The organism is Pseudomonas sp. S1(2024) (assembly GCF_046557535.1).
Genome location: NZ_JBKGFP010000054.1, coordinates 19,771 through 30,520 on the forward strand (window position 1 = coordinate 19,771; position 10,750 = coordinate 30,520).

Below are 10,750 nucleotides of genomic sequence, written 5' to 3' on the forward strand. Positions count from 1 at the left end.
ATGAAAGTGCTGCAAATCCCCTTACTGGTGTTGGCGGTGTTGTTCAGCGCCCAAGGCTTCGCCGCCAATACCGCGCAGCAGGAAAAGATGAAAACCTGTAACGCCGACGCCACCGCCAAGGCCCTCAAGGGCGATGAGCGCAAAGCCTTCATGAGCACCTGCCTGAAGAAGGATGTGCCGCAAACCCAGCAAGAAAAGATGAAAACCTGCAACGCCGACGCCACCACCAAGGCCCTGAAGGGTGACGAGCGCAAAGCGTTCATGAGCGACTGCCTGAAGAAGAAATGACCTGCGCCTATGCCTGCAGACGTAAGGCTGGCAGACTGCGGGTCTTTCCCGTTGTCTGCCGTTGAGGCTGTATGACCTTCACCCCCCGCCAGGTCACCCTGGCCAGCTGGATCATCGTGTTTGCCGGCCTGTTGCTGGCGTTGCCCCTGAAATTGCTGCCGAGCCTGCTGGCCGGCCTGCTGGTGTTCGAGCTGGTCAACATGCTCACGCCGCGGCTGCAGCCGCTGCTCGCCGGGCAGCGCGCCCGTTGGCTGGCTGTAGCGCTGCTCGGCACGCTGGTGGTCAGCACCCTGACCCTGCTGTTTGCCGGTGCTTTCAGCTTTTTGCTGCACGAGGCGGAAAACCCCGGGGCTTCGCTGGACAAGTTCATGGCCCTGGTGGAGCGCGCCCGCGGGCAGCTGCCGCCGTTCATCGAAGGCTACCTGCCGGCCAGTGCGGCGGAGTTCAAGGTGGCCATCGGTGACTGGATCAAGAGCCACCTGAGCGACCTGCAGCTGGTGGGCAAGGGCATGGCGCACATGTTCGTCACCCTGTTGATCGGCATGATCCTGGGCGCCATCGTCGCCTTGCAGCGCATCCCCGACATCTCCCGGCGCAAGCCGCTGGCGGCGGCGCTGTTCGAGCGCCTGAGCCTGCTGGTGCAGGCGTTTCGCAACATCGTCTTCGCGCAGATCAAGATTTCGCTGCTCAACACCACCTTCACCGGCATCTTCCTGGCCGTGGTGCTGCCGATGTTCGACGTGCACCTGCCGCTGACCAAGACGCTGATCGTGCTGACCTTCCTGCTGGGCCTGCTGCCGGTGATCGGCAACCTGATGTCGAATACCCTGATCACCATCGTCGGCCTGTCGCTGTCGATCTGGGTGGCGGCGGCGGCGCTGGGTTACCTGATCGTCATCCACAAGGTCGAGTACTTCCTCAACGCGCGGATCGTGGGCGGGCAGATCAGTGCCAAGTCGTGGGAACTGCTGCTGGCGATGCTGGTGTTCGAAGCGGCGTTCGGGCTGCCGGGGGTGGTGGCGGGGCCGATCTACTATGCCTACCTGAAGAGTGAGCTGAAGCGGGCCGAACTGGTCTGATTCTTCATTAGCCTGTACCGGCCTCTTCGCGGGCTTGCCCGCTCCCACAGGTACTGCACAGGTCTTGGGTACTGTGCGGTCCCTGTGGGAGCGGGCAAGCCCGCGAAGGGGCCGGCAAAGGCTGAAGAGCCTGGCTCAGGCTACGCCGTAGCGCTTGCGCGCCTCGATGGCCAGCCCGCTACCAATGCTGCCAAAGATGTTGCCTTCCACATGCCGCGCATTCGGCAGCATCGCCGACACGCTGTTGCGCAGCGCCGGAATCCCGCTGGAACCGCCGGTGAAGAACACCGTATCGACCTGTGTTTCGCTCACTCCAGCCTTGGCCAGCAGTTCGCTCACGCTACCACGCACCCGCTCCAGCAACCCTTCGATAGCCCCCTCGAACAGCGCTCGTGACAGGTCCACGCCCAGCTCGCGCTCGATGCGGCCGAGGTCGACGTGGCGGCTCTGCTGCTCGGTCAGCTCGATCTTGCTGGCCTCCACTTCCATCGCCAACCAGTGCCCGGCACGCTCTTCGATCAGCTTGAACAGGCGGTCGATGCCCAGCGTGTCCTCGATGTCATAGCGCATGCTGCCCAGCGCCAGCTGCGACTTCTGCGAGTACAGGGCGTTGATGGTGTGCCAGGTGGCGAGGTTGAGGTGATAGCTGGTCGGCATCAGCGCGCCGCTCTTCATGCGGCTGCCGTAGCCGAACAGCGGCATCACGCCCTGCAGGCTCAGCTGCTTGTCGAAGTCGGTACCGCCAATGTGCACACCGCCGGTGGCGAGGATGTCGCTCTGGCGCTCGGCGACCAGGTGGCGCTCGGGCGACAGGCGGATCAGGGTGAAGTCCGAGGTACCACCGCCGATGTCGACGATCAGCACCAGCTCTTCGCGGCTAATGCTCGACTCGTAGTCGAAGGCCGCGGCAATCGGCTCGTACTGGAAGGACACATCCTTGAAGCCGATCTTGCGCGCCACTTCGGCCAGGGTGTCCTCGGCCTCCTGGTCGGCGGCAGGGTCTTCGTCGACGAAGAACACCGGACGGCCCAGCACCACCTGCTCGAACTCCCGCCCAGCAGCGGCCTCTGCGCGTTTTTTCAGCTCGCCGATGAACATGCCCAGCAGGTCCTTGAACGGCAGGGCGCTGCCCAACACGCTGGTATCGTGCTTGATCAGCTTGGAGCCCAGCAGGCTTTTCAGCGAACGCATCAGGCGGCCTTCGTAGCCTTCCAGGTACTCGTGCAGTGCCAGGCGGCCATATACCGGGCGACGCTCCTCGATGTTGAAGAACACCACCGAGGGCAACGTGATCTTGCCGTCTTCCAGGGCAATCAGCGACTCGGCGCCTGGGCGGTGCCAGCCGACCGTGGAGTTGGAGGTGCCAAAGTCGATGCCCAGGGCGCGGGCCGGGGATACGTCAGACATGGGGAATGAGCTTCCGGAGGCAAAACGGCCGCGCAGTGTATGCCAGTTGGCTACAGAATCAAGACCGATCGTCTGCCATGGAGCAACCCCAAGGTGGTCTTGAAAGGCTATGCTTGACCCCTATCTTCTCTTGCAACACGCACATTCACATTGGTGATCCATAGATGGACTTCAAAGACTATTACAAGATACTCGGCGTAGAGCCCGCGGCGGACGAAAAGGCGATCAAGGCCGCGTACCGCAAGCTGGCGCGCAAGTATCACCCCGATGTCAGCAAGGAGCGCGACGCCGAGGAAAAATTCAAGGAGGCCAACGAGGCCTACGAAGTGCTGGGCGACGCGCAGAAACGTGCCGAGTACGATGAAATCCGCAAGTACGGTGGCCAGCATGGCCGGCCGTTCCAGGCGCCACCGGGCTGGGAGAACCGTGGCGGTGGTGGCGGCTTCGAAGGCGGCGATTTCTCCGACTTTTTCAGCTCGATCTTTGGTGGCCGGGGGGGCAACCCGTTCGGTGGTGCCCGGCAGCAGCAACGCAGCGCTGGCAGGCGGGGGCAGGACGTGGAGCTAGAACTGGCGGTATTCCTTGAAGAGACCCTGAGCAAGGAGTCCAAGCAGATCAGCTTCCAGGTGCCGCAGACCAATGCCATGGGCCAGCGCACCGGCTTCACTACCAAGACCCTGAACGTGAAGATCCCGGCCGGTGTGACCGACGGCGAGCGTATCCGCCTAAAGGGCCAGGGCGCGCCGGGTAGTGGTGGCGGGGCCAATGGCGACCTGTTCCTGACCATTCGCATGGCACCGCACCCGCTGTTCGATGTCGAAGGTCATGACCTGATCATCACCGTGCCGCTGGCACCGTGGGAGGCAGCACTGGGCGCCAAGGTGGCCGTGCCGACCCTGGACGGCAAGATCAACCTCACCATCCGCCCCGACAGCCAGAGCGGCCAGCGCCTGCGCGTACCGGGCAAGGGCCTGGCCAACAAGAGTGGCGAGCGTGGCAACCTTTACGCGCAACTGAAAGTGGTCATGCCGCCAGCATCCGACGAGTCTGCCCGCGAACTGTGGACCAAGCTTTCCGAGAAGGCTGCGTTCAACCCGAGGACACAATGGAGTAAGTGATCATGAGCAGCACCCTGATCGTTCAACTGGACATGCGTACCTTGTGTCAGGAGGCCGATCTCACGGCTGACTGCGTGATCGAAATCGTCGAGCACGGCATTGTCGAACCTTCCGGGCGAACGCCGGAGGACTGGTTGTTCGACGATCAGGCGCCGTTGCTGGCCAAGCGCGCGGCGAAGCTGCATCAGGAGCTGGAACTGGAGTGGGAAGGTGTGGCGCTGGCGCTGGAGTTATTGCAGGAAGTGCAGCAGCTGCGCAGCGAGAACAACATGCTGAGGCAGCGGTTGGGCAGGTTTACCCAGATGTGAGGTTTGCAGGCCCGGCCTCTTCGCGGGCTTGCCCGCGAAGAATGTCACACAAGACTTAGCTTGGTTCTGCCCCCGGGTTCAGCACCAGCTGCATGAAGGTCAAGTCCAGCCACCGGCCAAACTTCATCCCCACCTGCGGCATCTGCCCGGTCACCACGAAGCCCAGCCGCTCGTGCAGGCGCACCGACGCTGCATTGCCGCTCTCGATGGCCGCCACCATCACATGCTTGCCACACTCGCGCGCACGCTCGACCAGCGCTGCCATCAGCACCGGCCCCAGCCCCTTGCCACGCTGGTCGCCGCGGATATACACCGAATGCTCAACGGTAAGGCGAAAGCCCTCGAACGGCCGCCAGTCGCCAAACGACGCATAGCCCAGCACACCGCTCTCATCCACCGCCACCAGGATCGGGTAACCCTGCTGCGCACGTGCGGCAAACCAGGCCAGGCGGTTGGCCAGGTCCACCGGGTTTTCGTTCCAGATCGCCGTGGTGTTGCGCACCGCGTCGTTGTAGATGTCGAGGATGCCTGGCACGTCGGTAGGCAGGGCGTCGCGGATTTCATGACTCATGACAGCGTCTCGCAGGGTCGTTGCTTGCAGATTAAATGGTTACCAGCCCGCGCACACCTTCGGCCTGCATGTATTCGCCGCGGCCCCGCTGGATGATCTCGCCACGGGCCATCACCAGGTACTGGTCGGCCAGCTCCTCAGCAAAGTCGTAAAACTGTTCCACCAGCAGGATGGCCATGTCACCGCGCTCGGCCAAGCGACGGATGACAGCGCCAATTTCTTTGATGACCGAAGGCTGGATGCCCTCGGTGGGCTCATCGAGGATCAGCAGCCGCGGGCGGCTGGCCAGGGCACGGCCGATTGCCAGCTGTTGCTGCTGGCCGCCGGACAGGTCACCGCCACGGCGTTGCTTCATCTGTTCCAGTACGGGAAACAGTTCGTAGATGAAGGATGGTACTTCGCGCGCTTCACGGGCGGGGAAGCGCGACAGGCCCATCAGCAGGTTCTCTTCGACAGTGAGGCGCGGGAAGATCTCGCGGCCTTGGGGCACGTAGGCGATGCCGGCGTGGACCCGTTGCTGGGGCTTGAGGCTGGTGATCGGCTTGCCTTCCCATTCGATGCTGCCGTCGCGCGCTGGGACCAGGCCCATCAGGCAGCGCAGCAGGGTGGTCTTGCCCACGCCGTTGCGGCCCAGCAGGCAGGTGACTTCGCCGACCTTGGCCTCGAAGGACAGGCCCCGGAGGATGTGGCTGCCGCCGTAATACTGGTGCAGGGTGTCGATCTTGAGCATGTGTGTATTCCTGAAATTGTTGCTGTGCCTGTGCCGGCCCTTTCGCGGGCTTGCCCGCTCCCACAGGTACTACACAGGGCTCGAAAACTGTGGGTTTCCTGTGGGAGCGGGCAAGCACGCGAAGAGGCCGGTACAGGCTTCAAAAATTCAAATGCCGGTCACCGGCCCAAGTAGACCTCGACCACCCGCTCATCCGCCTGCACCTGCTCCAGCGACCCTTCCGCCAGCACGCTGCCCTGGTGCAGCACGGTCACATGGTCCGCAATGCTGCCGACAAACCCCATGTCGTGCTCCACCACCATCAGCGAATGCTTGCCAGCCAGCCCCTTGAACAGTTCGGCGGTGAATTCGGTCTCGGCATCGGTCATGCCCGCTACCGGCTCGTCCAACAACAGCAGTTGCGGCTCCTGCACCAGCAGCATGCCGATCTCCAGGAACTGCTTCTGCCCATGCGACAGCAAGCCCGCCTGGCGCTGGGCCAGCGGCAGCAGGCGCAAGGTGCCCAGCACCTCCTCGATGCGCTGGCGCTGCTCCCCACTCAAGCGCGCTGCCAGGCTGGCCCATACCGACTTGTCGGTCTTCAGCGCCAGCTCCAGGTTTTCGAATACCGTCAGCGCCTCGAACACCGTGGGCTTCTGGAACTTGCGGCCTATGCCGGCCTGGGCGATCTGGTATTCGCTCATGCGGGTCAGGTCGAGGGTGTCGCCAAAATAGGCCGTACCGGTGTCGGGCCTGGTCTTGCCAGTGATCACATCCATCATCGTGGTCTTGCCGGCACCGTTGGGGCCGATGATGCAACGCAGCTCGCCCACGCCGATGTACAGGTTCAGCGCGTTCAGCGCCTTGAAGCCATCGAAGCTGACGCTGATGTCTTCCAGGCTCAGCACCGTGCCGTGGCGGGTGTCGAGGCCGGTCTTGCGGCTTTGGCCCAGGCCGATGGCGTCGCGGCTGGCGCCGAGGTTGTCGAACACCGGTTCGAGCATGAATTCCGGGTGTACCGGGGGCACGCCTCTCATGGCTGGCTCCTTTTCTTCAACAGGCCGACCACGCCCTTGGGCAGGTACAGGGTGACGAGGATGAACAACGCGCCGAGGAAGAACAGCCAGAACTCCGGGAAGGCCATGGTGAACCAGCTTTTCATGCCATTGACCAGGCCGGCGCCGAGCAGCGGGCCGATCAAGGTGCCGCGCCCGCCCAGGGCCACCCACACGGCGGCTTCGATGGAGTTGGTCGGCGACATCTCGCTGGGGTTGATGATGCCCACCTGCGGTACGTACAGCGCACCGGCCAGGCCGCACAGTACGGCGCTGAGCACCCACACCAGCAACTTGAAACCACGCGGGTCGTAGCCACAGAACATCAGGCGGTTTTCGGCGTCGCGCACGGCGGTGAGCAGGCGGCCGAACTTGCTGCGGGTCAGGCACCAGCACAGGTACAGGCTGGCCAGCAGCAGGCCGACGGTGAGCAGGAACAGCACTGCGCGGGTGCCTTGGGCGGCAATGTCGAAGCCAAGGATGGTGCGGAAGCTGGTAAAACCGTTGTTGCCGCCAAAGCCGGTTTCGTTGCGGAAGAACAGCAGCATGCCGGCGAAGGTCAGCGCCTGGGTCATGATCGAGAAGTACACGCCCTTGATTCGCGAGCGGAAGGCGAACCAGCCGAACACCAGCGCCAGCAGCCCGGGCGCCAGCACCACCAGGCACAGGGCCCAGGCGAAATGCTGGGTGCCAGCCCAGTACCACGGCAGCTCGCTCCATGACAGGAAGGTCATGAACCCTGGCAGGCCGTCACCGGCGGCCTGGCGCATCAGGTACATGCCCATGGCGTAGCCACCGAGGGCGAAGAACAGCCCGTGGCCCAGCGACAGCAGCCCGGCGTAGCCCCAGACCAGGTCCAGGGCCAGCGCGACGATGGCGTAGCAGAGGATCTTGCCGACCAGGGTCAAAGTGTAGGCCGACACTTGCAGGGCATGGTCCGCCGGCAGCAGCGACAGCAGCGGCAGGGCCACAAGCAACAGGACGACGACGGCGCCGATGGCCAGGGTCAGGCGTGGCCCGGCCTTTTGCGTAGCGGTGACAAGCAGTGGCTGGTTCATCAGTCGATTACCCGTCCCTTGAGGGCGAACAGGCCTTGCGGGCGCTTCTGGATGAACAGAATGATCAACGCAAGGATGAGGATCTTGCCGAGCACGGCGCCGATCTGCGGCTCCAGCAGCTTGTTGGCGATGCCAAGGCCGAAGGCTGCCCACAGGCTGCCGGCCAACTGGCCGACGCCGCCGAGCACCACCACCAGGAACGAGTCGATGATGTAGCTCTGGCCCAGGTCCGGGCCGACATTGCCGACCTGGCTCAGGGCCACGCCACCAAGCCCGGCGATGCCCGAGCCGAGGCCGAAGGCGAGCATGTCGACGCGCCCGGTGGACACGCCGCAGCAGGCGGCCATGTTGCGGTTCTGGGTGACCGCGCGCACGTTCAGGCCCAGCCGCGTGCGGTTGAGCAGCAGCCAGGTGAGCAGTACCACGGCCAGGGCGAAGCCGATGATCACCAGGCGGTTGTATGGCAGTACCAGGTTGGGCAGCAGCTGGATGCCCCCCGACAGCCAGGCCGGGTTGCTGACTTCCACGTTCTGCGCGCCGAACAGCAGGCGGATGGCCTGGATCAGGATCAGGCTGATTCCCCAGGTCGCCAGCAGGGTTTCCAGAGGGCGGCCATACAGGTGGCGGATTACCGTGCGCTCCAGCGCCATGCCGACGCCGGCACTGACGGTGAAGGCCACCGGCAGGGCGATCAGTGGGTAGATCTCGATGGCGCCGGGGGCGTAGCGCTGCAGCAGTACCTGGACCATGTAGGTGCTGTAGGCGCCGAGCATCAGCATTTCGCCGTGGGCCATGTTGATCACCCCGAGCAGGCCGAAGGTGATGGCCAGGCCAAGGGCTGCCAGCAGCAGGATCGAGCCCAGCGACAGGCCGCTGAAGGCCTGGCCGAGCAGTTCGCCGGCCAGCAGCTTGCGCTGCACCTGGGCCAGGCTGGTTTCGGCGGCGGTGCGCACGCCCGGGTCGGTTTCCGCGTTGGGTTGCAGCAAGGCTTCGAGGCGGGTGCGGGCCAGCGGGTCACCGGTTTCGCCGAGCAGGCGAACGGCGGCCAGGCGTACTGCCGGTTCGCTGGCGCCCAGCTGCAGGTTGGCCAGGGCCAGGCCGAGGGCGGCATGCACGGCGGCATCCGGTTCGCTGGCGAAGCGCCGGTCGAGGAAGGCCATTTGCGCCGGTTGCGCGCTTTTCTGTAGTTGTTGGGCAGCGGCCAGGCGGATGTCGCTGTTGTCGCTGAGCAACTGGTGGCTAGCCAAGGCATTGTCGATCAGGCCGCGCAGGCGGTTGTTCAGGCGTACCTTGCGCGTGTCGTCGGCGGCGATGCGGCCCTGGCGCAGGTTGCCCAGCAGCTCCAGGCGCGCGGTATCGGGTTGTGCGGCCCAGCCTTCGAGCAGGCGGGCTTGCTCGGCGGGCTTGGCAGCGAGGAAGAATTCGCCCTCGCTGGCCTGGGTTACCAAGGGCATCAGCAGGAGCAGGGTGAGCAGCAGTCTGAGCATGCGGGTAATCCTGGAAATCGGCGGTGGATTCTTCGCGGGCATGCCCGCTCCCACAGGTACGGTGCACAGTTTGAAAATTGTGCGGTCCCTGTGGGAGCGGGCGAGCCCGCGAATGGGCTGCAGAGCAGCCCCAGTGCACTCAGTTACCTTTCACGGCGTAATCAGGGCGCTTGTCGTTGCCGGGAATAAACGGGCTCCATGGCTGCGCCCGCAGCGGTTGCTCGGTCTCCCACACCACGCTGAACTGCCCGTCATCCTGGATCTCGCCGATCATCACCGGCTTGTGCAGGTGGTGGTTGGTCTTGTCCATGGTCAGGGTGAAGCCGGACGGCGCCTCGAAACTTTGCCCGGCCAGTGCCTCGCGCACCTTGTCGACATCGGTGGACTTGGCTTTTTCCACCGCCTGCGCCCACATGTGGATGCCCACGTAGGTGGCCTCCATCGGGTCGTTGGTCACCGCCTTGTCGGCGCCTGGCAGGCCCTTGGCCTTGGCGTAGGCTTTCCAGTCGGCGACGAACTTCTGGTTGACCGGGTTATCCACAGACTCGAAGTAGTTCCACGCCGCCAGATGGCCCACCAGAGGCTTGGTGTCGATGCCGCGCAGTTCTTCCTCGCCCACCGAGAAGGCCACCACTGGCACATCGGTGGCCTTCAGGCCCTGGTTGGCCAGCTCCTTGTAGAACGGCACATTGGAATCGCCGTTGACGGTGGAAATGACGGCTGTCTTGCCGCCAGCAGAGAACTTCTTGATGTTGGCGACGATGGTCTGGTAATCGCTGTGGCCGAACGGGGTGTACACCTCTTCGATGTCCTTGTCGGCCACGCCCTTGCTGTGCAGGAAGGCACGCAGGATCTTGTTGGTGGTGCGCGGGTAGACGTAGTCGGTGCCCAGCAGGAAGAAGCGCTTGGCGCTGCCGCCGTCCTCGCTCATCAGGTACTCAACGGCCGGGATGGCCTGCTGGTTGGGCGCGGCGCCGGTGTAGAACACGTTCGGCGACATCTCTTCACCCTCGTACTGCACCGGGTAGAACAGCAGGCCGTTGAGCTCTTCGAACACTGGCAGCACCGATTTGCGCGACACCGAGGTCCAGCAACCGAACACCACTGCCACCTTGTCCTGGGTTAGCAGCTGTCGGCTCTTTTCGGCGAACAGCGGCCAGTTGGAGGCCGGATCGACCACCACCGGCTCGAGCAGCTTGCCGTTCACGCCGCCCTTTGCGTTGATCTGCTCGATGGTCATCAGCGCCATGTCCTTGAGCGAAGTCTCGGAAATGGCCATGGTCCCCGAAAGCGAATGCAGGATACCGACCTTGATGGTTTCGGCGGCCTGGATGCTCCAGCTCAGGCCCATTGCGGCGATCGATGCGCTAAGGGTGAAGGCCTTGATCAGACTGCGTCGCTTCATGTGCTCTCTCCGCTGAGTTTTTATGTGTTGGGCAAGCGGGGAGGGGTGTTGCAAGGGGTGTGCCTAACGGCGGAAGGTGCGCAATAGAGGGGTTGTGCGAGGTGTTGGGGCGTTGGTTGGATCCAGGTTGGTGCCTGATGGATTTGTGTGCACAGGATTGGGGCCGCTGTGCGGCCCATCGCCGGCAAACCAACCCCCCCCCCCCCCCCCCCCCCCCACCCACCCCCCCCCCCCCCCCCTCAGGTCGTGTTCTCCCTCCACAAAA

Annotated in this window: 11 protein-coding genes; 4 read left to right on the forward strand and 7 right to left on the reverse strand. The window is 64.0% G+C overall.

What is annotated here, in order from left to right; genetic code table 11:
* On the forward strand, positions 1–288 hold the full coding sequence (locus tag ACLCGK_RS14865) for a PsiF family protein (protein ID WP_003258250.1): 288 nt from the start codon (positions 1–3) through the stop codon (positions 286–288).
* 71 nt (positions 289–359) lie between these two features.
* The gene (locus ACLCGK_RS14870; RefSeq protein ID WP_063911893.1) at positions 360–1,367 is read left to right on the forward strand and encodes an AI-2E family transporter; all 1,008 of its coding nucleotides are present in this window, start codon (positions 360–362) and stop codon (positions 1,365–1,367) included.
* A 135-nt stretch (positions 1,368–1,502) separates the two neighbouring features.
* On the opposite strand, the gene ACLCGK_RS14875 is transcribed toward ACLCGK_RS14870, so the two are convergent.
* Complete coding sequence (locus tag ACLCGK_RS14875) at positions 1,503–2,774, reverse strand: Hsp70 family protein (protein WP_085693117.1); 1,272 nt, start codon at positions 2,772–2,774, stop codon at positions 1,503–1,505.
* Positions 2,775–2,938: 164 nt separating this feature from the next.
* Between ACLCGK_RS14875 and cbpA the strand changes: the two genes are divergently transcribed.
* Together cbpA and ACLCGK_RS14885 are read left to right on the forward strand one after the other, a co-directional pair.
* Positions 2,939–3,892: a curved DNA-binding protein gene (gene cbpA / locus ACLCGK_RS14880; protein WP_013974397.1), complete on the forward strand. Its 954-nt coding sequence runs from the start codon at positions 2,939–2,941 to the stop codon at positions 3,890–3,892.
* Between the two features lie 2 nt (positions 3,893–3,894).
* A complete protein-coding gene (locus ACLCGK_RS14885) occupies positions 3,895–4,200 on the forward strand; it encodes a chaperone modulator CbpM (RefSeq protein WP_410952266.1) in 306 nt (101 codons plus the stop codon).
* A gap of 55 nt (positions 4,201–4,255) precedes the next feature.
* Here ACLCGK_RS14885 and ACLCGK_RS14890 read toward each other — a convergent pair whose 3' ends face one another.
* The 6 genes from ACLCGK_RS14890 to urtA all read right to left on the reverse strand — a co-directional run bounded on the left by ACLCGK_RS14890 (position 4,256) and on the right by urtA (position 10,485).
* Positions 4,256–4,771, reverse strand: coding sequence for a GNAT family N-acetyltransferase (locus ACLCGK_RS14890; RefSeq protein ID WP_410952267.1), 516 nt, complete (start codon positions 4,769–4,771; stop codon positions 4,256–4,258).
* Positions 4,772–4,802: 31 nt separating this feature from the next.
* Positions 4,803–5,501, reverse strand: coding sequence for an urea ABC transporter ATP-binding subunit UrtE (gene urtE / locus ACLCGK_RS14895; RefSeq protein ID WP_410952268.1), 699 nt, complete (start codon positions 5,499–5,501; stop codon positions 4,803–4,805).
* Positions 5,502–5,659: 158 nt separating this feature from the next.
* A complete protein-coding gene (gene urtD, locus ACLCGK_RS14900) occupies positions 5,660–6,517 on the reverse strand; it encodes an urea ABC transporter ATP-binding protein UrtD (RefSeq protein ID WP_367245426.1) in 858 nt (285 codons plus the stop codon).
* A complete protein-coding gene (gene urtC / locus ACLCGK_RS14905) occupies positions 6,514–7,593 on the reverse strand; it encodes an urea ABC transporter permease subunit UrtC (protein ID WP_367245425.1) in 1,080 nt (359 codons plus the stop codon). The genes urtD and urtC overlap by 4 nt, the downstream gene beginning before the upstream one ends.
* Positions 7,593–9,122, reverse strand: a complete 1,530-nt coding sequence (gene urtB, locus ACLCGK_RS14910; protein ID WP_410952269.1) for an urea ABC transporter permease subunit UrtB — start codon at positions 9,120–9,122, stop codon at positions 7,593–7,595. Before urtB ends, urtC begins: the two co-directional genes overlap by 1 nt.
* A 97-nt stretch (positions 9,123–9,219) precedes the next feature.
* The gene (gene urtA, locus ACLCGK_RS14915) at positions 9,220–10,485 is read right to left on the reverse strand and encodes an urea ABC transporter substrate-binding protein (protein ID WP_013974390.1); all 1,266 of its coding nucleotides are present in this window, start codon (positions 10,483–10,485) and stop codon (positions 9,220–9,222) included.
* Positions 10,486–10,750: the final 265 nt, after the last annotated feature.

Bases quoted from the DNA above. Each gene is read 5' to 3' on its own strand.
- ACLCGK_RS14865 (WP_003258250.1), top strand. From the start codon at position 1: ATGAAAGTGCTGCAAATCCCCTTACTGGTGTTGGCGGTGTTGTTCAGC.
- urtE (WP_410952268.1), bottom strand. From the start codon at position 5,501: ATGCTCAAGATCGACACCCTGCACCAGTATTACGGCGGCAGCCACATC.
- urtC (WP_367245425.1), bottom strand. From the start codon at position 7,593: ATGAACCAGCCACTGCTTGTCACCGCTACGCAAAAGGCCGGGCCACGC.
- urtB (WP_410952269.1), bottom strand. From the start codon at position 9,122: ATGCCCGCGAAGAATCCACCGCCGATTTCCAGGATTACCCGCATGCTC.
- cbpA (WP_013974397.1), top strand. From the start codon at position 2,939: ATGGACTTCAAAGACTATTACAAGATACTCGGCGTAGAGCCCGCGGCG.
- ACLCGK_RS14890 (WP_410952267.1), bottom strand. From the start codon at position 4,771: ATGAGTCATGAAATCCGCGACGCCCTGCCTACCGACGTGCCAGGCATC.
- urtD (WP_367245426.1), bottom strand. From the start codon at position 6,517: ATGAGAGGCGTGCCCCCGGTACACCCGGAATTCATGCTCGAACCGGTG.
- ACLCGK_RS14875 (WP_085693117.1), bottom strand. From the start codon at position 2,774: ATGTCTGACGTATCCCCGGCCCGCGCCCTGGGCATCGACTTTGGCACC.
- ACLCGK_RS14885 (WP_410952266.1), top strand. From the start codon at position 3,895: ATGAGCAGCACCCTGATCGTTCAACTGGACATGCGTACCTTGTGTCAG.
- ACLCGK_RS14870 (WP_063911893.1), top strand. From the start codon at position 360: ATGACCTTCACCCCCCGCCAGGTCACCCTGGCCAGCTGGATCATCGTG.
- urtA (WP_013974390.1), bottom strand. From the start codon at position 10,485: ATGAAGCGACGCAGTCTGATCAAGGCCTTCACCCTTAGCGCATCGATC.